Source organism: Aeromonas sp., from assembly GCF_051657805.1.
Taxonomy (GTDB): Bacteria; Pseudomonadota; Gammaproteobacteria; order Enterobacterales; family Aeromonadaceae; genus Aeromonas.
In genome coordinates, this window is record NZ_JBOFLJ010000058.1 from 49432 (window position 1) to 71979 (window position 22548).

Annotated in this window: 17 protein-coding genes; 3 read left to right on the forward strand and 14 right to left on the reverse strand. The window is 64.6% G+C overall.

Features of this window, described 5'->3' with window-relative positions:
- Window positions 1–14: 14 nt before the first annotated feature.
- The gene (gene bcsG / locus ACRCYW_RS17825) at window positions 15–1667 is read right to left on the reverse strand and encodes a cellulose biosynthesis protein BcsG (RefSeq protein ID WP_438551355.1); all 1653 of its coding nucleotides are present in this window, start codon (window positions 1665–1667) and stop codon (window positions 15–17) included.
- Window positions 1668–2072: 405 nt separating this feature from the next.
- On the opposite strand from bcsG, the gene ACRCYW_RS17830 reads away from it, so the two are divergent.
- Both ACRCYW_RS17830 and ACRCYW_RS17835 read left to right on the forward strand, forming a co-directional pair.
- Window positions 2073–3269: an aromatic amino acid transaminase gene (locus tag ACRCYW_RS17830; RefSeq protein WP_438551356.1), complete on the forward strand. Its 1197-nt coding sequence runs from the start codon at window positions 2073–2075 to the stop codon at window positions 3267–3269.
- A gap of 131 nt (window positions 3270–3400) precedes the next feature.
- Entirely contained in the window at window positions 3401–4330 is a 930-nt protein-coding gene (locus tag ACRCYW_RS17835; protein ID WP_438551357.1) for a LysR family transcriptional regulator, read from the forward strand.
- A 26-nt stretch (window positions 4331–4356) separates the two neighbouring features.
- On the opposite strand, the gene ACRCYW_RS17840 is transcribed toward ACRCYW_RS17835, so the two are convergent.
- The 8 genes from ACRCYW_RS17840 to ACRCYW_RS17875 all read right to left on the reverse strand — a co-directional run bounded on the left by ACRCYW_RS17840 (window position 4357) and on the right by ACRCYW_RS17875 (window position 11373).
- Window positions 4357–4680 (reverse strand): DUF1820 family protein, encoded by a 324-nt coding sequence (locus ACRCYW_RS17840; RefSeq protein ID WP_438551358.1) that lies wholly within the window; start codon window positions 4678–4680, stop codon window positions 4357–4359.
- A 126-nt stretch (window positions 4681–4806) separates the two neighbouring features.
- The gene (locus tag ACRCYW_RS17845) at window positions 4807–5700 is read right to left on the reverse strand and encodes a YjjW family glycine radical enzyme activase (RefSeq protein WP_438551359.1); all 894 of its coding nucleotides are present in this window, start codon (window positions 5698–5700) and stop codon (window positions 4807–4809) included.
- Window positions 5690–7216: a YjjI family glycine radical enzyme gene (locus ACRCYW_RS17850; protein ID WP_438551360.1), complete on the reverse strand. Its 1527-nt coding sequence runs from the start codon at window positions 7214–7216 to the stop codon at window positions 5690–5692. Before ACRCYW_RS17850 ends, ACRCYW_RS17845 begins: the two co-directional genes overlap by 11 nt.
- 114 nt (window positions 7217–7330) lie before the next feature.
- Complete coding sequence (locus ACRCYW_RS17855; protein WP_438551361.1) at window positions 7331–7672, reverse strand: AzlD domain-containing protein; 342 nt, start codon at window positions 7670–7672, stop codon at window positions 7331–7333.
- Between the two features lie 2 nt (window positions 7673–7674).
- Complete coding sequence (locus tag ACRCYW_RS17860) at window positions 7675–8394, reverse strand: AzlC family ABC transporter permease (protein ID WP_438551362.1); 720 nt, start codon at window positions 8392–8394, stop codon at window positions 7675–7677.
- Window positions 8395–8540: 146 nt separating this feature from the next.
- The gene (locus ACRCYW_RS17865; protein WP_438551363.1) at window positions 8541–9017 is read right to left on the reverse strand and encodes a L,D-transpeptidase family protein; all 477 of its coding nucleotides are present in this window, start codon (window positions 9015–9017) and stop codon (window positions 8541–8543) included.
- 455 nt (window positions 9018–9472) lie between these two features.
- Complete coding sequence (locus tag ACRCYW_RS17870; protein WP_438551364.1) at window positions 9473–10816, reverse strand: M12 family metallo-peptidase; 1344 nt, start codon at window positions 10814–10816, stop codon at window positions 9473–9475.
- A 20-nt stretch (window positions 10817–10836) separates the two neighbouring features.
- Window positions 10837–11373, reverse strand: a complete 537-nt coding sequence (locus ACRCYW_RS17875; protein WP_438551365.1) for a hypothetical protein — start codon at window positions 11371–11373, stop codon at window positions 10837–10839.
- 453 nt (window positions 11374–11826) lie between these two features.
- Here ACRCYW_RS17875 and ACRCYW_RS17880 point away from each other — a divergent pair, with 453 nt between their 5' ends.
- Window positions 11827–14010 carry a glycoside hydrolase gene (locus tag ACRCYW_RS17880; RefSeq protein ID WP_438551366.1) on the forward strand — a complete coding sequence of 728 codons (2184 nt, stop codon included), beginning with the start codon at window positions 11827–11829 and terminating at the stop codon, window positions 14008–14010.
- Window positions 14011–14065: 55 nt separating this feature from the next.
- On the opposite strand, the gene ACRCYW_RS17885 is transcribed toward ACRCYW_RS17880, so the two are convergent.
- The 5 genes from ACRCYW_RS17885 to ACRCYW_RS17905 all read right to left on the reverse strand — a co-directional run bounded on the left by ACRCYW_RS17885 (window position 14066) and on the right by ACRCYW_RS17905 (window position 22405).
- Complete coding sequence (locus tag ACRCYW_RS17885; protein WP_438551367.1) at window positions 14066–14395, reverse strand: hypothetical protein; 330 nt, start codon at window positions 14393–14395, stop codon at window positions 14066–14068.
- A complete protein-coding gene (pgaC, locus tag ACRCYW_RS17890; protein WP_438551368.1) occupies window positions 14388–15632 on the reverse strand; it encodes a poly-beta-1,6-N-acetyl-D-glucosamine synthase in 1245 nt (414 codons plus the stop codon). Before pgaC ends, ACRCYW_RS17885 begins: the two co-directional genes overlap by 8 nt.
- Complete coding sequence (pgaB, locus tag ACRCYW_RS17895) at window positions 15629–17584, reverse strand: poly-beta-1,6-N-acetyl-D-glucosamine N-deacetylase PgaB (RefSeq protein ID WP_438551369.1); 1956 nt, start codon at window positions 17582–17584, stop codon at window positions 15629–15631. The genes pgaC and pgaB overlap by 4 nt, the downstream gene beginning before the upstream one ends.
- Window positions 17584–19944, reverse strand: coding sequence for a poly-beta-1,6 N-acetyl-D-glucosamine export porin PgaA (gene pgaA / locus ACRCYW_RS17900; protein WP_438551370.1), 2361 nt, complete (start codon window positions 19942–19944; stop codon window positions 17584–17586). The genes pgaB and pgaA overlap by 1 nt, the downstream gene beginning before the upstream one ends.
- A 613-nt stretch (window positions 19945–20557) precedes the next feature.
- A complete protein-coding gene (locus ACRCYW_RS17905) occupies window positions 20558–22405 on the reverse strand; it encodes a M3 family metallopeptidase (RefSeq protein ID WP_438551371.1) in 1848 nt (615 codons plus the stop codon).
- Window positions 22406–22548: the final 143 nt, after the last annotated feature.

Genomic DNA, 22548 nt, shown 5'->3' on the forward strand with positions numbered 1-22548 from the left:
AGATCACTCCTCCGTCACTGGGGATAGGGAACCCAGTCCCCCTGCCCCAGCTTGATGTGATACTTGTCCTGGTACTCGATCACCACCGAGCCCTGGTTCTCCGCCACGGACGGGGTCTCCGGCAGGTTGTCCAGCAGGGCATTCCAGTCGATGGTGTCGCTGTCGAACAGGTCGCCCCCCACCAACCGGGAGGTCAGCTCGGCGACGGCCAGGAAGCTGCTGGGGCTGTCGATGTGCCGGGTCGCCTCGTGGGGGGCCTTGGTACCGATCAGGGCGACCCCGACCGGCACCTGGGTGATGCTGGGGCTGGGGATGTCCCGCAGGCCGGCCATCTGCATCCTGTCCCCTGAGATGGCCGCCCCGTGTTCGGGCACCACCACCACGGCCACCTTGCGACCGGACTGCTCCAGCGCCTTGAGGAAGCTGTCCAGCTGGTCGAGCAGGGTCTGCAGCCGGGCCTTGTAGGGGGCTATCTGGCGGTTGGCCGCGTAGCGGTTGCCATCGTGCAGGGCGATCAGGTTGAAGAAGGTGACGTTGCGGGCGGCCTTGCTCTTCTCCCGCTCGCTCAGCCAGTGGCCGAGCACGTCCGAGGTCCGGTAGATGGGCTCACCGTCGAAGGAGGCCAGATCGTGAGCCATCCCCTCCTTGCTCATGAGGGGCACGCTCAGGCTGGCATACTGCTTAAGGTCCTTGAGGTAGTTGCCGAAGGCCCCCGAGTGATCCATGGCGACCTGCTGCTCGAAGCCGAGTCGGGCCAGGTTGTTGAACAGCAGGCACTGGCCTGGCGGCGTCACATAGAGGCCCTGGTGACTGGTCTGCCCGCAACTCGCCCGCAGCAGACGGATGGAGGCCGGACCGCTGTAGGAGGTGGCGGCGTTGAAATGTTTGAACATCACATCGAAGTGGCGCCAGATCGGGTGCTCCGTCAGGCCGCTCGCCTCCACGTCGCTCCAGGCCAGGGAGCAGATGTTGATGATGAGCAGATCGAAAGGGGCCGCCTTCGCCGGCAGCGTCGCGGGCAGGCTCACCAGGCGATCCCGCTCCTCGCCGTAGAAGTCGTCGAGGTAGGCATTGAGATTCTGGTTGGTGGGCGGCGCGCTCTGATCCAGCTGCTCCGTCATCGAGACCGTCTTGCCGGCGGACTCTGGGGCTGACGACTTGGGCTGGGTCTGGCTAGCCGTCGACCCCTCCTGGGAGGCGAAGGGGTTGCCGACTATGGGGGAGAGCCACAGCCCGATCAGGGTGAGCAGGATCCAGGGGGTGAAGCGCAACCACTGGGCGATGAACAGATAGAGGGTCAGCATGATGAAGCCGGCGCCGATCATCTCCCAGTTGATGAAGCGCCCGAGCAGCTCCAGCCAGTAATCCAGGGTGAAGGAGAAGACCTGGGCCCCCTGGGACTGGATACTCTCAATCCCGGGCAACCAGGTGTCGTGGTAGAAGATCCCCACCCCCACCGGCAGCGCCACCCAATGGCGCACACGCCGCAACCAGGCCCAGGGCAGAGGGAAGAGCAGCGCGGCGGCAAACACCAGGTTGATGAGAGGGTGGAAATTGAGATAGCCCGCCCACAGCAGGGCAAATTTGGCGAGGAAATAGATATTCCATCCCCCCAGGCCTTGCCAGTCCAGCCAGGGAGAAGCGGGGTGAGATAATGGTCGAGTCATCGGCGATGGGTCACCTGTTATAGTCGGTTCCCCGAGAAGGGGCCGAGCACACTGCATTTATTATTGAGTGAAACCTTAGTTTATTATGCAACTGGTTGCGCCTCCCCGGTGACCCCCAGATGAGTGCTGGCCCTCGGGAGGGCCGGCCTTGGCAAAGCCCCATATGAGCCCCAATACTATCCAAGTGACGCCACAAAGCCCATCCCTTGGCCCTTCCATAAAGATCTATTTTTTGTATACAAATGTGACAGGCCTCCCGGTTCATGGGTTTCGAGGCGGTCTGGCTACGACAACAGCTGTCATCCGGAGCGGCAAATCGAACTGCTTGAGGCCACCAGCGGATTACGCCATGATAACGGCCCCGGCCGGCGGCCGGATCTGGACAGTCAACTTCAAGGACCCCCCATGTTTGAACACGTCGATGCCTATGCTGGCGACCCCATACTGACGCTAGTCGAGACCTTCCACAAAGATACCCGCGAGCAGAAGGTGAACCTGGGGATCGGACTCTATTACGACGAGCAGGGCCGCATTCCGCTGCTGCCCTCGGTGCAGCAGGCCGAGGCCCAACGTGCCGCCGCCCCGGCGCCGCGTCCTTACCAGCCCATGGAAGGGGCCGCTAACTACCGCACCGCCGTGCAGCACCTGCTGTTCGGGGCCGAGCACGCCGCCGTCAAGGCCGGTCGCATCGCCACCATCCAGACCATAGGTGGCTCGGGCGCCTTGAAGATAGGCGCCGACCTGCTCAAGCGCTACTTCCCGACCTCCGAGGTCTGGGTCAGCAATCCGACCTGGGACAACCACAAGGCCATGTTCGAGGGGGCCGGCATCAAGGTGCACGACTACCCCTACTACGACGCGGCCACCGGTGGCGTCCAGTTCGATGCCATGCTGGCCTGCCTGAGCCAGCTGCCGGCCAAGAGCATCGTATTGCTGCACCCCTGCTGCCACAACCCGACCGGGGTGGATCTCTCCCGCGCCCAGTGGGATCAGGTCATCACGCTCGTGGTGGAGAAGAATCTCATCCCCTTCATGGACATCGCCTATCAGGGCTTCGGTGACGGTCTGGAAGAGGATGCCTACGCCATCCGCGCCATGGTGGATGCCGGGGTCAGCTTCTTCGTCAGCAACTCCTTCTCCAAGAACCTCTCCTTCTACGGCGAGCGCTGCGGCGGCCTGTCGGTCATCTGCCAGGACGCGGAAGAGGCGGGACGGGTGCTGGGCCAGATGAAGGCGACCGTGCGTCGCAACTACTCCAGCCCCCCCACCCACGGTGGCCAGATCACCGCGGCCGTGATGAACGACGCCGACCTGCACGCCCTCTGGGTCGGCGAGGTGACCGAGATGCGCACCCGCATCAAGGCCATGCGCCAGAAGCTGTTCGAGGTGCTGAGCGCCAAGGTGCCTGGCCGCGACTTCAGCTACTTCATCAACCAGCGCGGCATGTTCAGCTACACCGGCTTCACCCCGGAGCAGGTGGACAGACTGCGGGAGGAGTTCGCCGTCTACCTGGTGCGCTCCGGCCGCATGTGCGTGGCCGGCCTCAACAGCCGCAACGTGGACTACGTGGCCGATGCCATGGCCGCCGTGCTCAAAGGCTAATCTGCACAAGCCCCGCCCCGGCGGGGCTTTTTGTTTCCACCGCCTTTCTCCGGAGCCGCTATGGGTCTTATCACCCTCTCCAGGCAGGGAGGCCGCCATCTGCCCATTCTCATTCCATCCCAGGAGTCGCCATGGATCTGATCGCCCTCTCCCGTTTGGGGGGACGCCATCTGGTCACCCTGCACCTGCTGCTGGACAGCCAGAGCGTCACCCGCAGCGCCGAACGCCTCTGCACCACCCCCTCCTCCGTCAGCAAGACCCTCAATCAGCTGCGCGAGCTGCTGGGGGATCAACTGCTCTACCGCCAGGGCAACCAGTTGCTGCTCACCCCCTTTGCCGAGCGGATAGGCCCCAGCCTGCATCGCCTGCTGCGGGAGCTGAATGGCCTCACCAGCCAGGAGGGCTTCGACCCCGCCAACTGGCAGGGTCAGCTGCACATCGCCCTGCGCGAGAGCGGCATGACCTGGCCCATGGGGCCCATTCTGGGTCGCTTGATGAAGGAGGTGCCCGGGCTGGTGCCCGTCATCTGGAACAAGGAGGAGCAGGCGTTGACGGCGCTGGCGGCGGGCAAGCTCGACTTCGTGATCCTGCCCCATGATCAGAGCCAGCCCCTGCCGAACCAGGCCGGCCTGGTGTGGGAGCCCCTGCGCGAAGACAGGCTCACCTGCCTGCTGCGGGCGGATCACCCTGCGCTCTCCCGAGACTGGGATCTGGATGCCTACCTGAGCTGGCGTCACATCGCCATCCGCGACACCGAGCTCGCCAGCCCCTTCTTCGAGCAGAGCCTGGCTCAGCTGCAGGTGCGCCGACAGATCGGCGCCACCCTGCCGGACTTTGGCGGCGCGGCGGCCCTGCTGCGCCAGAGCGATCTCATCCTCACCACCCTGGAGGGCTGGGCGAGGCAGGCCAGTCTGCCGGGCTTGGTGAGCCGCCCCGTGCCGTTCGACTTTGGCGCCCTGACCCACAGCCTGGTATGGTATGGCCCCACCGGGGAGGATCCCGCCCTGCGCTGGTTCCGCCAGCGGATCCTGCAACTGGGGCAAGAACTGGGCCGGTCATAGCGCGGCCATGGACCCAGCGCCCTGGCTCAGGGCTTCTTGGTGTAGATGGGGCTCGGGAAGGAGGCGACGTTGTTGCCAAGATCCGTGATGCGCGCCGCCCCCTGCTTGCGCACCTGATCCACCCGCAGCACGTGGTGCATGGGGATCAGGGTGCGGTTGACGTCGGCGAACTCGCTCTTGAGCTTCTCGTGGCTGGGGTCGACGATGAAGGCCGTGTGGTTGTCCCAGACGAAATTGGCAATCTCGATGAAGCCGAACAGCTGCCCCTGATTGACCTCTCTGACGTAGACCTCGTAACGCTCGTTGTGACAAATAAACTGCACTCGGTATAAGGCGTTGGCTTCGCTCATGGCTGTCTGTAGGTGGTGGACGGTTTCCCCATTCTAGCGATCACCGGGCCCGCGCCCTATAGACGAAGTTCACAGTTGCGTCATATCGGGTCTCAGCCCTTTTTACCTCTCCTTAACACCCGAACGTCATATGAGAGCGGGCAGGGAGACAGATCCAAACCCCTTGTTGATCAGTGCCTTGGCCAACCTCTCCAGCTCCTCCCTCGAGGTCTCCTGCCAGTCAAGAGCGGCCCCGCGCACCCCGTGGTGGCGAAAACCGTTGAGGCGGATGGGAACAGGACCCAGGCTTTGCAGGAAGGCAGCGAGACCGGGATCCAGCGCCCCGTCCTCGCCCAGGAAGTCGCTCTGTCCGGGCACCTGGAGCAGCCGCAGCTCGGTCAGCTTGCCGCACCGCGCCAGCAGTTGCAGGGAGGCGAGCACCCGCTCGCGATCGTAACCGGTCAGGGCCCGATGCACCCCGTCCCGCCACCCCTTGAGATCCAGCATGGCACCGTCCAGCACGGGCAACAGCCGCTGCCAGCCCGCCGGCGCCAGGGAGCCGTTGCTGTCCAGCAGGCAATCCAGCCGGGCCAGCTCGGGATCGGCCTTGATCTGGGTGAAGAGGGCGACCACGAACGGCAGCTGGGTGGTCGCCTCGCCGCCGGAGACAGTGACGCCGGTGAGCAGCGGGGCGTAACGGTGCAGCTGTGCCAGCACCTCGGCCACCGACATGATGCTGGTCTTAGGGCTGGCCTGGCGCGGGCAGACGTCGGTGCAGCGATCGCACTGGGTACAGAGCGATGCCTGCCAGCTCACCCGCCCCTCCGCCATGGTCAGGGCGCCGCTCGGGCAACCCGGTACGCACCCCCCGCAGTGATCGCACAACCCTATGGTGTGCGGGTTGTGGCAGCCGGGGCAGCGAAAGTTGCACCCCTGCAGGAAGATCACCAGACGATTGCCCGGCCCATCCACGCAGGAGAAGGGCAGTATCCTGCTGACGATGGCGGTGCGCGCCAGCAGGCGACTCCGGTCAGCCCCCACTCAGGTTCGCCTCCAGCCCCACCACCCGGGGTGCCCGCCGGCGGATGCCGGTCAGCTCGCTCGCCTCGGCGCCGAGGCAGGTGGTCTGCAAGCGGGAGCCCTCGGCCGCGAAGCGGGCCACGTCGCTCTGGCGGATCATGTAGCCGGTCACCCGCACCAGATCACTGTCTGCCACGTTGGCGCTGAACTCCCGCATGCCGAGGGCGAAGGCCCCCTTGCAGAGCTGCAGCAGGGCCAGGGGGTTCTGGCGTATGGTGGGATCCAGGGTCAAGATCTCGCTGATCCCCGAGCCGTAATAGGCGTGGTGGGGGGCCAGTGCCAGCAGGTGGCTGGCGGGATCCGGCTCCTCGCCGTAGGGGATCCGCACGCCCGGAGTCACCCCGCGGTCCAGGCTCAGGCCCCCCTGGGCATGGAGCAGGGCCCGCCCGTTCCAGGCGCGGGGCTGAGCGTGGCCGGTGACATAGAGCGACAGCTGGGCCGAGATGCGATGGCCGAGCTGGTTCGCCCCCTCGTCGTGGCCGTAACGACCGGGCAGGCCCTCCTTCGCCAGCAGCAGGTTCACCGCCTCCGCCATGCCATAGACGCCGAACATGGGCACGAAGCGATCCTCGTCGATGAGCCCCTCCTGCACCAGGAAGCTGTCGAAGAAGCCGGACTCTTCATGCAGGAAGCGGGTGCGCGCCTCGATGAGCAATGAGGCCTGCTCGCAATAGTGGGGCAACCAGCGACTCATGAATGCCTCTATGCCGGCGCTCTGCTCCGCCACCCCCTTGAGGGAGACTCGCACTAGCGTGTTGGCGCCGCCCCCGAGCGGCAGCGCGTTGTAGCAGCTGACGATGCCAAACCCGCGCTCGTCGAAGGTGTCGCGGTGAAGCGGATAGTTGACGATATGAGGCTTGCCGCACTTGGCGATGTTCTCCACCCCCTGCAGCAGCAGGTCGTCCGGGCTCTGGGCCGGATCGTGGAACAGGCTGAGGTTCGGCGCCACCTGTTTGAGCTCACCGTCGATGCGCAGGATCAGCCGGCAGATCCGGTTGTCATCCGGGCCTATGTTGACGTGCATGAAGGCATCCGGCAGCACCCTGTCCAGGTAGATCCAGAAGCGTCGCAACTTGCCATGGAGGGTCTCGTCGTCCAGCTCGCCGACGAAGGGCAGCAGCAGTTGATCCAGCCGCCCCAGCCAGACCGGCATGCCGGTGACCGAGGGCACGTGATGGTAGAGGATGCGCAGAGCGTCGAGGGCCTCGTCGAAATCTCGCGGCGGCGCCAGCTCCAGCCAGGGGGATCCCTGGCTCAGGAAGCGTTGATAATCCGGCAGCACGTAGCGCGGCTTGTGGGGGGCGTGCCCCTCGAACATGTCGCACAGGACCCCCTCTGCCATGGCGTCGGCGACGGTGGCGGGCAGCTCGGGGTAAGGCAGGGCGTTCTCGGCGGCCAGGGCCAGGGCCTGGCGCTTCTGGGCCGGGGAGAGCAGGGGATCGCGGACGATGCGCTGACAGGTGGCGGTGAGGGACATGGAAGGCTCCTTGACGATGGAGTCTAAATCCTCACACTTGCAGGGCCTTATTTGAAGTGACATTCACAACACAGCGGATATCCATATACGACATCCGCTGTGCGGGATCACGGCTTATCCCAGCCAGGGCAGCAGGGCCAGCAGTCCCCCTTGCCAGCGCAGCAGGAAGAAGCCCCCCATGCCGACCACCACCACCACCAGGGTCGGCAACCGCAGCAGGGTCAGCGCCGTCACCAGCAGGGTGGCGGCGAGGTAGTCAGGATCCCAGTCCAGCCCCTTGCCGGGCTCGTAGCTGAAGACGATGGGCAGCCAGATGGCGGTCAGCACCGACTGGGCCGAGAAGCTGAGGAAGGCCCCCATCTCGGCGCCGGGCTGGTAGCGGGTCAGCCGCGAGAAGAAGGCGAAGCGGTTGAAGAAGGTGATCAGGGTCAGCAGCCCTATCATCAGCCAGGCCATGACTACCTCCTCATCCGGTGCAGCACATACCCCACCACCATGCCGGCCAGGGCCGAGACGATGATGTGGATCTCCGCCAAGAGCGGCTTGGTGACGAGGGCAGTGCCGCCGCTCACCAGGGTCGCCGCCACCATGGGCAGGTTCTTCATGGCCGGGATCGTCATGGCGATGAAGGTGGCCGCGATGGCGAAGTCCAGCCCCATGTGATCCAGCCCCTCGATGTACTGGCCGGCGGCGATGCCGAGCAGGGTCGCGAGATTCCAGAACAGGTAGAACACGAAGCCCGCGATCAGCGCGTAGGCGTGGTTGAAGGCGCCGCTACGCTCCCTGTCCTTGAGGGCCACCGCGAACATCTCGTCGGTCAGGAAGAAGGCCAGGCTGGCGCGCCAGCGCAGGGGCAGCGACAGCACGTCCCGGCGGAAGGTGAAGCCGTACAGCAGGTGCTGGGAGGTGATGACGAAGGTGGAACCGACGATGGGCAACAGCGGCGTGCCGGCCCCGAACAGAGTGGTAGCCGAGAGCTGGGCCGCGCCGGCATAGACCAGCAGGGACATCAGCTGGGCCTGAATGGGGCTCAGGCCCACCTGCAGCGCCAGGGCGCCGCACAGTATTCCCCAGGGAATGACCGAGACGGAAAGCGGAAGAATATCGAGGGAGGCGCGCCACCAGAGCGCACCCGTGCTCTCGGCCCCGGACGGCTGGGGGCGAGCTTGGGAAATCATGAGGTCATCCTTGTCCTGTCAACGAGAACCGAAAAACCTATCACAGCGCGGGGGGAGATGCCATGCCACCGTAGAGGCGGAGGAGGCGGAACAAGGAGCAGCCCGCCTCGCCGATGAGGCGGCGAGGCGGGCTGGTACTGGCGGGATCAGGGCTGAATGACGATGGGGGTACCGGGTTCGATGGCGTTCCACACCTCGTCCAGATCGTGGTTCAGCATGGCGATGCAGCCATTGGTCCAGTTGGACGGCTGCAGACGGCGGTTGCCGATGTCGTTACGCTGACCATGGATCATGATCATGCCACCCGGGTTGACCCCCTTCTCGTTGGCCGCCTTGATGTCGTCCAGATTCGGGTAGTTGATGTGGATGGCCTTGTAGAAGCCCGAGTTGGTCTTCTTGTAGTCGAGGATGTAACGCCCTTCCGGCGTACGCTGATCCCCTTCCTTCTGCTTGTGACCCATGGGGGCCGGGCCCAGGGCGATCCAGTAGCGTTTGACCTCTTTGCCATCCTTCATCAGGGTCAGGCTATAGTTCGACTTCTTGACCACCACCATGTCCGCAGACAGGCTGGCAAAACTCAATGCGGGCCACAGCCCCAGCAAACACAGTAATACGGCTCTCATTCCATCCCTCGACAAGCCTTTGGGGCTTTTTTTGTTAGCACATCATCTGAATGTCGCCACGCCCTGAGGAGGGCACAGTGGCAAGCGAGCGCCATGATATTGGATCGCCGTCAATACTCAATATATCCAGAGAAACATATCTGAGGCCATCTTTTATCAGGCGCCATGGCGCCATGCTAACAAGATGATAGATGGTCATATTTTCGTTATCAGGCACGCTTTGAATCCTCCTCATCGTGGCACTTTCCAACGGCCACTCCCCTTCGCCATCCCATGATGGCTCTTCTCACCGCCCCGGATGAAGGGATCTGCTGCGCTCTCAGCATATTGCGCTGGATGCCCGTCGGACTTGCCTGCGACAAAGCCCCGACCCGTAAACCACTAAGCCAGTCAGGGCCCTTGGCACCGACTGGCTCATTCATACAGGCGTTCGCGCTAGGGGCTCACGATGGCTTTCACGCCGGCAGCACATCGGCCGGCAGACGAGCCAGGGCCAGCTGGTATCTGTGTTCGGCCAGCTCTACCTCCCGGCGAGCCTCCTCCACCTTGCCCTCGGCACTCCTGACCGCGGCGGTCAGCTGGTTGTACTGGTTCCAGCTGCCGTTGTACTCGGTCACCTCATCGCGATAACGCTGGGCCAGCTGATTGTACTGCTGGCTCAGCTGGTTGCTCTCGCTACGCAACTGGTTGATGCGGGCGAGCAGCCCCTCCTGGATGGTGCGGATCCGCTGGTACTCGGCGGCGCTGTAGCGACCGTTATAGCTGTTGTATTGCTGCACCAAGCGGTTGCTCTCGGTGATCGCCTGGTTGCGACTCTGGTTGAGGGTGGCCAGCTCCCCCTTGTAGCGCTCGAAGTTGGCCAGCAGTGTCTGCTGGCGGTTTTTCAGGGCACCTTGCGCATCCAGTTGCTGGCTGTAGAGGGTCCGTGCGGCTTCCAGATCCTGCCGGCGCTGCTCGAGGGAGAGCTCCAGCGCCTCCAGATCCGGCAACTCTTCCGTCACCATGGTGGGGTAGAAATTGGCGATCTGAGGCGTAGTCACGCGCAGGGCGCGCACCGCATCGGCGCCATTGGCCTCGTCCTCGTGGTCCACCCCGCAAGGCTGGCCCTGGCAGATCAGGTCCGGGCTGGAGAACTTGTACTCGTGATTGCGGACTCCGAAGCTGGAGGGATAGGCCATGATGGTGGCAAAAGAGCGCTCCACTCCGTGCCCCAGGGCATAGTGGTAGGTGCCCCCTGCCCCGTCTTGCAGCCTGGAGTGGTTGAGCCCCATGTTGTGACCCAATTCATGGGCCAGCACCACATCCCCGCAACCCGTGGCGGTGACATGGCTGAACATGTTGTGCGCGTCCTTGGAGACGTCGCCGTCGGCATACGCCTTGCGACCATCGCTATAGGTGGCGGAGCCACCGACCCAGGCCAGCCCGCAACTGCCGTGATCCCCGGTGTTCGGGCGCATCAGTACCACCATGTCGGCGCCGTAGCGGGTGCGCAGGTTGGGGACCTCGGTGAACGCCTCGTGGGTCTGTTTGGTCACGGCATTGAGCGCGAGGCGATCCCTGCCCTCGTCCGGATAGGCCACCTCGGCACTGTGCACAGTCCGCACCGTCAGATCCAGGCCACTGGCGGCATAGATCTGGTTGGTGACATTGACCATGTGCTGGATCCGGGTCTGGGCATCCCCTTGATAACGGGCCGCCAATCCGGGGCTGTGCAACACCATGAGATCTAGGGTCTCGGCCAAGGCCGGTGTGGCGCCGATCAGGCCCGCGACCAGGATCCCCAATGTGGTTTTCTGCATGTGGTATTCCTTCTTTGTCGTTATGGATGAGTCGGGATCAGGCCGTCAGTACCGCCATGACCCCGATCCAGTGGCGGGTTCTTGTAAACCCAGCCCTTGCCGCCCAAGGTCTCAACGGAGTAGCTGCCTTGCGGCGTTCCGATGAAGCCGAAGGTGGCTTGCTTGCCGACGGTGAAATTGACCGGGTAACTGTCACCGTCGATCCGCACTTCTCCCTGCCAGTTACGCTCGCCCCCACGCTGCAACTGCACCTTGGTCACCCTGGCCACCAGAGTGCTGCCATCGGGCAGTGGCAGGGTCACGCTGTCCCCCACCTGGGCCCGCCCCAGACCGCTCCCCTGCAGGGCGATGGGCTGAGGCTGCTCGACCCCCTCTCCGGGCTCCGCCAGCGGAAACGCGGCATCCACCTCGGCGGCCTGCCAGGGGCTCTCCAGGGCATGACCGCCGTCCTGGCTGAGACGGTTGGGTGAGGGGGATGCCAGTGCCAGCGGCTGCAACTGGGGCTCTGGCACACTGGGCAGGGGGCTGGGATCGACCAGTGTGGGTGATGCCGGCATGGCATCGCTCACCGGGTCCATGGTCGCGACATCCGGTCGTTTAATTGTCTGAATATTCCATGCAACCACACCCACTCCCAGGATCAAGAGACCCATTAAAACCCCAAGTTTCACCTTTCGCATATTGATACCTCAATCAAAAACAATCCTTAAAAAACAACATGTTGATTGATTTCAGAAGAAGCATGCTAGAAAGTGTTTTCGAGTCTGCCCCCCCCTATATGGGGCTTTGTAAAAATCAAAAACGTATATTTATGCATCAATAATGCGTAGCAAAGGCAGGGCCGGCGTGGGTTGAAGCCATGGATCGATTAATTTGTTCAACCATCGCCAGATGGGACCCAAATGCGGGGTGATTTGATACTTCCACCCCATATGGGGAGAGTGGATTTGACTGTACCGCCCGGTGGGCGAAGGCGTACCCTGTGCCCTCGATTCAGTCAAAGAGGTTGGATGAACGGTTTGCGTACCAAAGTACTCTGGCTGGGCGGTCTGCTGATCGCGCTGGCAGCCCCCCTGGCCGCCGCCCCCTTGCTGCTGCAAGGGGAACATCAAAGCTATCGCATCGATCCGGACACCCTCGCCATCTCGGTGGGGGACGTGCCGGTCAACGCGGGACAGGCGGCCCGCCAGGTCAGTCACCTGCAACAGGACGATCAGGGCATACGCTGGCGCTGGCCCGCCCAGGAGACCCAGGTCGAGGCGGAGCTGGACGGCGACGATCTGCTGCTCACCCTCACCAGCGACGGCCCTCGCCAGCTTGGCTGGTACAGCCTGCCGAAGAACCAGACCCACCTCTCCATGGCCTTTGGCGAGGGGAGCCGCTTCTCGGTCCGTGACAGCGACTGGCTCGGCTATATCGGCGACGAGCTGAGCGAACTCGACACCCACTATGATCTCAAGCTGCCGATGTGGAGCCAGGATGCGGGCAAGCAGACCTACAGCTGGATCCTGCAGAGCCCCTATGACAACCACCTCAGCTTCAGCCGCAAGGGAGGCCGGCTGCAGCTGACCGCCAGCCACGCCTTCAATCACTTCAACCGGGATCCCCTGGTGGTGCGCCTGAGCGTGGGGGATGACTGGCTGGCGGGGGCGCGGCGTTATCGGGAGTGGCTCCAGGCCGAAGGCGGCTGGCAGTCCCTCACCGACAAGTTCGCCCGGCTGCCGGCCGGACGGCGCCTCATCGGTGCCAGCCACCTCTACCTGTGGGGGGATGCCCTGCTGGATCGGCAGGATGTGACCGATTGGGCCGGCCTGCAGGCCAGGATCGCGAGCAAGCCGGAATGGCTCAAGGTGTTCAGCAAGGAGGAACAAGCCGCCCTGGCGGTCCCCGGCCCCCAGATCTGGCAACAGGCCCAGATCATGGAGGGGCTCAACCGGCTGATAGCCCGCCAGCTACCCCTGCCCGCCCAGCAGGGTCCCCTCCTGCAGGGCAAGGTGCTGGCCCTGCGCCAGCAGTGGGTCAAGAGCCAGTTTGGGGCTCAGCTGGTGTCACAGGCTCGCTGGGGCCAGGGGTTGTCCCTGCCGGTCATAGAGACGCTACACGAGGCGGGGCTGCGCAAGCTCTGGCTCGGCACGCCCCAATGGACCGCCGCCCTGCAGCAGGATCAGGCCATCACCGCCGCCAAACGGCTGGGTTATCTGGTGGGGAGCTACGACTCCTACGACACCGCCATCCCCCCGGGCAGCAACGACAGCTGGCTCACCGCCCAGCTGCCCACCGAGCTCGGCAAGCGCTGCGCCATCGTGGAAGCAGACGGCAAACCCAGGCCCGGCTTTGGCGGCGAAGGGGTCTATCTCAACCCTGGCTGCACCCTGCCCTTTGCCAAGGAGCGCATGGGGGAGCTGGCCAGGGCCAGCGCCATCAACAGCCTCTTCCTCGATGTGGACGGCACCGCCATGGCCTCCAGCGACTACAGCCCGGCCCACCAGCAGGGCAGCGCGGCCATGATAGCCGCCCGCAACGCCCGCATGAGTTGGGTGGGAGAGCGACTCGGCCTGGTGCTGGGTTCGGAGGATGGCAACGCCCTCACCAGCAAGCCACTGATGTTCGCCCACGGCATCCAGAGCTGGGGCTTTGGCTGGGAAGACGCCGCCATGCGCAAGCAGGCCAAGTCCCCCTACTACCTCGGCAAGTGGTGGCCGGACGAGGCGCCCCAGGTCTTCTTCCAGCCCGCCCGCCTCAAGCCGCGCTACCTCAAGACGGTGTTCAACCCGACGGACAGGCTGCCCCTCTATCAGGCGGTGTTCCACGATTCGGTGATCAACAGCCACCACTGGCTGCTGGACAACCTCAAGTTCCCCGCCATCCGGGAGGAGCGGGCCCTGCTCGGCCTGCTCTACAACACGCCCCCCCTGGTCAACCTGAGCCGCAGCACCCTCAAGAGTCGGTTGCCCGAGCTGATCAGGCTGGATGCCCAGTTCGCCCCCCTGCACGAGGCGCTGTGGGACAAGGCCCTGGTGGGATTCCGCTGGCGCGACGGGGTAGGACGGGTGCAGGAGACCCGCTTCTCCGACGGCAGCCGGCTGGTGGCGAACTTCGGCAAGGGCAGCATCCTGATCGATGGGCACAAGCTGCCGGGTCACCAGCTGCTGGTCGCCCTCAAGGACAAGCCGGTCACCCTGCTGAAGATCTAGGGCCGAGCGCCCCGGCCAGGCCCTGCCCATCCGTAGGGCCTGCTGTTTGCTCCCCTCAATCCCGCCGGCGCGGCTCGCTACGCGACCTGATGCGCCGCTGCAGCAGCCGATGAAGCAGCTTGTTGTACCTGGCCCAGGAGTGGATCAGCAGAAACAGACCGATGATCAGCGCCAGAAACCACTGCCCCAACCCCTGCCAGCCGAGGGAGCCGATGAAGCTCACCTCATCCCCGCTGTCGAGGTAGTTGAACCAGGGTTGCAGCGCCAGAAACAACCAGCTGCCCCAGGTCAGCAGCAACAGCAGCAGGTCCCGTAGCCGATAGCCCCAGCTGCGCCGGCTGCCATTGCGGATGATCATCTCTTTGCCAAGCTGATGCTTACTCACGGAAGGATTCTCCTCTGTCCGGGCTCTCCCACACCGCCAGCTGGCCGCGGCGGCGCAGCAGGGCCTTGGGCACGGCGACGATCACGGTCACCAGGTTGAGCAGCCAGTAGATCAGGGGATACCAGGCGCACCAGATGAAGCTGCGCTGCATGGTGCGATCGTAATGGCTGTCGATGAAGATACTGATCCCGAACTGCAAGAGGCAGATGCCGGTCATCAGCACCCCGGACCAGGCGAAGAAGTGTCCCTCCGCCAGGGTGGTCAGGTTCGGGTGCAGCAGCCAGCTCAGGGCCAGAAACAGCATGCCGTAACACCAGATTACGCTGGCGGCGTATTCCAGCAGCAGCAGCCAGAAGCGTCGGTTCCGCCAGCGCAGCACCTGGGCGCCGTAGCGCAACATCACCTCGGCGCCCCCCTGGGCCCAGCGCAGCCGCTGCTTGTAGAGGCCGCGCACCGTCTCCGGCATCAGCACCCAGCACAGGGCCTGGGGCTGATAGTGAATGAGCCAGCCACCCAGTTGCAGCTTCCAGCTGATGTCGATGTCCTCGGTCACCATGTCGGTGCTCCAGCCGCCGACCGCCTCTACCGCGCTCTTGCGAAACGCCACCACCACCCCGGACACGGTGAAGACGGTGCCATAGATGCGCTGGGCCCGCTTGATGAGCCCTATGATGGAGCTGAACTCCCCGGTCTGGATCTTGCCGATGATGGTGGAGCGGGTGCGCACCCTGGGGTTGCCGGTCACGGCCCCCACCCTGGGGCTCTCCAGGAAGTGCTTCACCATCCACATCACGGCGTCGTGATCGAGCACGGCGTCGCCGTCGATCCCCACCAGGATCTCCCCATCGGCCTCCCCCAGGGCATGGTTGAGCGCCATGGCCTTGCCCTGATTGGGCTGATGCAACACCCGTAGCCGTGCATCCCCCAGCGCCAGCCTGTCGAGCCGCGCCCCTGTGTCATCCCGGCTGCCATCGTTGATGGCCAGCACCTCGAAGTTGGGGTAACGCTGGCGCAGCAGGTGGCCTATGGTCTCCTCCACATTGGCCCCCTCGTTGTAGCAGGGCACCATCAGGGTCACCCTGGGGTGGCTCGGCAGCGTCAAGCCGCGCCTGGCCAGCGCCAGATCCCGGCGCTCCCACTGGAAGTAGTAATAGAGGCCACCGCACATCCAGACCATGGCCATCAGGCTGGGATAGGCCAGGGTGAAGACCGCCAGTCCATCGAGGAAGTCCATCATGGTTGCGGCCCCGGTGAGCCAGTGCGGCTGGCCTCAGCGGCTGGTGCGGGCTGCGCCATGGGCCCGGGTTGACTGGCGGCCGAGAAGACGGGTTTGAGCACAGCCGGATCCGGCTGGTTGTTGTGAAAATCGTCCGGGTAGTAGCCAAAGTTGTTCACTCCCTGCTCGCGGATGATGCGCATCCAGCGCGCCAGCTCCGCATCCGGGATGGGCTGCTCGGTGCGCCAGTTGCGGCTCTGCAGCTCGAACACCAACTTGTCGGCCGGCACCACTGCCAGCGCATCCTTCGCCAGCTGAGCGAGCCAGGCATCCGGCTCCCCAGCCTGCTCCATGTAGGGCATGGCCATCACGGCGGTGTAGTCATAGGCACGGGCAAAGTCCTCCATGCTCTGGGCAAACCACTGCTGGGATTCGGGCTCCGTGATGAGGGCGGCGTAGATGTTGCGCGCCGTCATCAGTCCATCCTGTCCCCCCTGTCGATAGCGGGCCGCCGCCGCTTTCAGCTCCAGGGTGAAGTCGATGAGCTGGCGGGTCTTCTGCTCCCCCTGAGCCTCGAGCGCCGCCGGACTGCGGGACAGCAGCCCCTCCCCCTCGTAATCCCCGAGGAAGGCATCGTCGTGGAACAGCAGACCATCGAACTTGGTGTAAAAGCCGAGATCCTCGTAGATATCTGCGATAAGCCGACGATTGGCCTGGTTCCAGGGGGCCAGGCGCAGGAACTGATCCGGGGCCGGCTTGCCGGTACGGCTGTCGGTGACATAGGGATGACCCGGGCCGAGATCGTAGGCCAGCACCGGCATCCAGGCGTAGACCTTGACCCCGGCCCGGGTGCGCAGTTGCCAGGCGACCCGGTTGAACAGATCCGCCTTCATCGGCATGTGACGATTCGGGAAGTAGAGCGCCTCCGCCACCCCGTCGCCGTTGTCATCGGCATAGGCCTGCAGGTAGACGGTGGTGATGCCGTAGTTCTTGATGCGATCCAGCAGCTTGTCGAGGTTCTTGCCCTGCTGCACCGGATCCTTGTCGTAGACGTAGTCGAGATCAACGTGCACCAGCCGCTGCACCGGCTGGGACCAGGTATTGCCCCCCATGATCTCGTCGAGATTCTGCAGACTGGTCTCCTCCTCCAGCAAGTAACGGCGCACCTGGCTGCCCGACTCCCCTAGCCGGTTGACCCCGTCATCCAGGGTGAAGGTGTAGGGCATGCCCGCCTCCTTGGCCACGGCGAGGGCGACCTCGTTGAAGGCGCCATAGGGCCAGACCATGATGCGCGGACGCTGGCCGAGGTGCTGGCGGATCTGCTGGCTCGACGCCTCGAAATCCGCCTTGAGCCGCGCCCTGTACTGCGCCTGACTCTCGTAACCCTTGGGACTCCAGCCCGCCGTGGTCACAGCGGGTTGCACATTGCCCTGGGGGTTCGCCAGCAGGCCGAAGTGGGAAGCGAAGGTATGGGAGGCGATCTCCACCAAGCCGGAGGCCTGCATCTCCTGGATCTGCGGCCAGCCGACGAAGTAATCCCTGGGCAGCTTGTCGTCGCCATAGGGCACCATCTGATCCCGGGGTACATCCAGCCAGCTGCCCACCAGGGCGAACACAGCCGGGTACTGATAGAGCTTGAGCAGGGGATAGACCAGGCGATAGAAGCTCTCGTAGCCGTCGTCGAAGCTGAGCAGTATGGCCTTGGGTGGCAGGGGGGCCTTGCCCGCCTTGGCATCCAGGATCTGCTGGAAGCTGACCGGCTGGTAGCCCTGCTGCCGGATCCAGTTGAAGTGGCGGATCAGGGTGTCGCGACGCATGGTCTGGGGGTAGAGCTTGCGATCCGGCGTCAGCTTGAGGTCGATGATGTCGTGGTAGCAGAGCACCACATAGTCGTCCCCCTGACGGGCGGCCTGGGTTGTCCAGGGCAGCAGCAGGGAGATGAGCAGGCAGAACGGGGTGAGCAGTCGGCGCATCACAGGAAGCTCCATTGCAGATTGGCAAAGACGAAATCGCCGTACTCGGCATCGCCGTCATAGGTGGCCTTGCTACGGCCGAGGCCGTAGCCCAGGCTCAGGGCCGGGGAGAGTTCCCAGTCATGGCGGTAGCTGAGCTGCCAGCCCTGACTGCCGCCATAGCCCTGCTGCCAGTAACTGTTGGTGGACAGGAAGAGGCCCTGTACCAGCACACGGTTGGCGTCAAAGGGCAGGCGATAGCGGGCGCCCAGTTCCAGCTCCAGATTGCGATCCTCGAGGGGATTGAAGTAGTCCACCTCCACCGCCTCGTTGCGGGAGCTGGCGGCGCGCAGGGTGCCATCGAGCCACCAGCGATCCCGGCGCCACAGATCCTGGCGCACGAAGCCGGAGACGCTCTTGCGCAGGTTGCCATCGCTCAGATCCATCAGCTCGATCTGGGCCCCCGCCTCCCGGCTCTCGTCCTGGCGCCAGCTCAGCGCGAGTTGATACTGGTCTGCATAGTCACCCCGGGCCAGGGCCCGCAGTGGGGTGTCGGCGCTGTTGAAGTTGACGGCGCCACCCAGAGACCAGTGATCCCCGAGCCGCCAGTCCAGCCGGTTCCACAGATAGCCCCTGTGATTGAGCTCGGATCCCATCCCCCCTTCCACAGTCCATTGCAGCGGGTAGAGGGAGAGCTCCATGCCAAGGCCGCTATAGGCCGCGCGCTCGGGTTCATTGTCGAACTCGCCAAAGCCACCCTGACGGCGCACGAACAGGCGATGACCCTCGTCGCTGCGGGGGCCGTAGAGGCGGGCGTCGTAGCGCCAGTCCCGACTCGCCAGCACTGAGCCCCCCTCGCTGCTGCCGTGATTGAATTCACTCACCAGGGTCGGTGCCTGCTCCCGCCTGAGGCGCTGGCCCAGCTCCTTGCGATCCCGGTTGCCCTCCCCCAGGGCGCGGATGCGGGCGGGCGTCTGCTGCCACTGCCCCCGATCGAGGCGGGCATTGAGCCCCCCGGGTTCGAGCTGAACCTGACTGGCGGGCTGCAACCAGCGAGCCGCCTCGGCATAGGCCTCATCGGCCTCATCGGGATGGCCCCGCCAGCGGCGCAGATCCCCGAGCTGCATCCAGAGCCAGGGGTTGGCCGGCGCACTCTCGAGCCAGCCGAGCAGCTGGCGCTCGGCCTCATCGGCCTGGCCGCACCAGGCACCCAGCAGGTTTTGCAGCTGCAACAGCCGCTCGTAATCGTCGTTGTCCATGCGGGTGTTGCCGGTGAAGTCCCAACGGGTCAGGGGTTCCTGCCACCGGGTCAGCAGCCCGGCCGCCGCGTCGTAACGCTCCTGATCCGTGTAGGCATAGAAGCGCTTCTCTCGCAGCTCCTTGTCCGCCGGCATCCGCGGAGCCAGCTCATCGTAGATGAGGCTGGCCTCACGGCTGCGCCCAAGACCCGCCAGGGCATCGGCGCGGGCCATCAGCACATAATCGGGCTGGGCCTCCCTGGCCAGCAGGGCGGCGGAGTCGCGCTCGGCCAGCGCGAAGCGCCCGAGCGCCGCCAGGGTCACGATACGATCCCGCTCGTTGCTCAGATGGAGGGGGTGATCCTGGGGGGCCTCCCGCAGGATCCGCTCCTGCAACGCCAGCGCCCGCTGCAATGCGCGGGTGGTGAGCGCGGGATCCTCGGTCTGAGCGACGCTGCGCAGCAGGCTGACCGCCTCATAGTGCGCCAGCCATAGCCGGTCGACGGGTGTGAACAGCGAAGGGTGCTGGCGCATCAGATCCGCGGCCGCCGGGCCGGCCCCCAGGCTCACGGCGACGCGATAGAGGGCCAGCAACTGCTCTGGGTTGCCAGGATCCTGCTCCAGCCACTGCTGACGGGCCAGCATCTCCCCCATGGCATCCCCCTGCCTGCGCGCGCCATAGATGCGGGCATCCAGGATGGCCTGATCCCGACCGAAGCGCGCCTCATAGTCGCTGGCCGCCTGACGGGCCAGGGTCAGATTGCCCTGATCGCTGGCACTCAGGTAGAGACCGAGCCAGGCGTTGCGGTTGTCCGGTGCCCGCCCCTGCAAGATGCGGTAATAACTGATGGCAAGCGGATAGCGACGCTCATCCCGCGCCGCCCTGGCGAGGGCTTCGAGGGAGGTATTGGAGATGGGTTTGAATTCGCAGGGCTCGCAGCTCGTCAGCGCCGCCGCCGGATCCTTGCGCCAGAGTTGCACCGCGATGAGATCGTCGAGCACCTTGCCATCCCGGCTACGCCGATAGAGGGCATCCAGGCCTGCGGCGGCCTGCTCGAGCTGGCCCTGCCGCGCCTGGATGACCCAGGCCTCTCTCTCCTGATCGAGCGCTCCCGCCCAGGCCAGACCGGGCAACAACGCCATAAGACAAAACATGCGATTCATTCGCAACATACACCCAGATTTCGTGGCACCAGTCATGGCGGATCAGGGTTGACCCTGATCATTCAGTGGGACATGGACGCTCGGGATTTGAGGGTGAAAGGCGGAGCCCGCCCTTCGTATGTGCGGTCCAGCCATCTCACGAGGAGATCTGCGACTTTCCGAACCCGACTCACATCGGGGGTGGCGAGGCGGCCGATTTTGAGTCTGTTCCGACATTAGTCAATGGGGGGATTTTATGAACCTCGGCTGAACCCAGGCTGTTGGGGAGGGGTAAATAGACGAAAAAAAGCACTGAAACTCTTAACAAAACATTGGTATCAGTGGGGTTAAATGGTGTCGGGAAGGCATCTTTGTGCCGGCGGTCGGCGGTTGGAATGAACGAGTGGCCATGAGGTCGCTGTGACAGTCTGTGTCGCCGTCACAAGCGTTTGCATGCTCAGAAAAGCGTCATTTAGAAACCAACCCATCACCCATAGAGACAGATTGTCGACATAAGATACGGCCCCGACGCGTCTCCATATCTGCGGCCTAACCCATAAAAAGAGCCCCTTACGGAGCTCTTTCTTGTGCGTCACTGTGGCTGCCTGACCCCCTAGGCGGGCTGACCCTCACTCTGGTAGTGGCGATGGATCCAGGCCTCGAAGTCCGCCAACATCTGCGCCTCCGAGTGACTGTTGTCGGCGATCAGCGTCTCCCCGTGCACCACCCGGATGTGGGCGTTGAGGGGAGCGCCGTCACCGACCGGTGGGCGCTGACGCGCCGCCGCCATGCAGGCCGAGGCGGTCGCCCAGGCATCCTCCACGTTCTGGTTGCACACCCGTGCCAGGGGCGCCGCGCTGAAGCCCTCGCCGGTCAGGCTCTGCAGGGTCTGGTCATGGGTCATGCCGTTGCCCGGCCCCCAGTAGTGGGCCGCCAAGTCCGGGCCGATACGCGGGTTGTCGGTGAGGTAACCGTCCCGGCGCAGGAAGTAGGCGCGGGTCTGCTCCACCGCCATCAGGGCCAGCAGGTAGCCGTGATAGGCGCAGGCCGACTCCTGATTGAGCAGATGGGGAATGGCGAGCAGTGGGCGAGGGCTCTCCACCCCCAGGATCTTGCGCTCCCACTGGCGGGCCAGGGCCAGCACGGCCGCCGGGGTGCGCTCGGCTTCGTCCATGGCGTAGAGATCCCGCTCGAAGTAGGCCACCAGGGCTATCTGGCGCTCGTTGAAGGCCCTGAACGGCTGGCGTGCCTCTATCATGGCCTTGATGAGGGTGTCCGGGATCACCTCCCCGGCCGCGTTGCGGGCGTAACGCTTGAGCCAGTCCGCATCGTCCAGCAGGCTGTCGCAGAACATGGACTGAGTCTCCGCATAGGCCATGGAGGTGGGCGGGAACTCCTGGGAGAAGCAGGGCGCATTGCCGGTCACATTGGCAAAGTGGGCCGCGTGGCCCCCCTCGTGGAACAGGGTGTTGAGGCCGCTCCAGCCACTGCCCACCTGGGCTGGATCCGCCAGGCTGGTGAAATTGACCACGGCCGGCACCCACTGCCCCTCCTGCCAGAAGCTCGGCACCGGGCCGTGACAGAAGCCGTTCTCGTATTTCCCCTCCCGGGTCAGCAGATCCAGGGTCAGGGTCGCATCCCTGTACTGGATACCGAGGCGGCGGAAGCTCTCGACCCAATCCTTCAGAGCCCGGGAGAAGGGCACATAGGGATCGAGCTGACGGGTCACGTCGCCGCTCACGAAATAGCGCAGGTTGTGGGGCAACAGCGCAGCCTCCCCCTTGGCCGCCTTCAACTCGGCGAGGCCCAGGTGCACCCTCTCCTCGGTGCGGGCGATAAAGTCATCCAGCACGGCGAACAGCTGCTCCGGGCTCATCTGCTCGTTCTTGTGCACCTTGTAGTCGAAGTAGTCCCGATAGCCCATGGTGCAGGCGAAGCGGTTGCGAAGTGCCACCACCTCGAGGAAACTGTTGTCCACCACCCACTGCTCCAGGGTGTGGAACATGGCGATCGCACTCTGGCGGACCGCCTCGTTCTGGCTGGCCGCCAGCGAGGTGCTGGCCGCCGGCAGGCTGCCGGCCACCTGGCGCCCCTGCTCATCGAGCAGGCTGAGTTTGAGCTCCTTGCGGCGGGCGAACAGGGCTGCCTCGGCGGCCACCAGCTCGTCCATCAGGGCGGCGGCGGCGGGATCCTCGATCACGTTGCACTCGAAGAAGGCGATCCAGCCCCCGAGCCCGCGCTTGAGATCCGCCCCCTCGGCCTCGGCCAGCATGGCCCGCAATATCGGCAGGCGAGCCGGATCGGCGCAGAAGGCCTTGTAGGCCTGCTCGGCGGCGGTGAAACCGGCCTGATCGTCGCTGGTGCCCATGTAGGTGGACCAGAACAGGTCCTCCTTGCGCCTGTGTACCTGCAGGTAGTCGGCGTTGAGCTGGTTCAGGTAATTCCTGGCATTGGAAGTCATAAGATCCCTCTTTATCGGCGGCCTCGGGCCAGCCGTTCCTTTTTAGTGATGCCCCGTCCTCACGGGACAGGGCAGGGTGCGCCGGGATGCGCCCCATCACGCTAGCAAAAGCGGGCTCTGCTGTCTGCCGAATGCGGGGATTA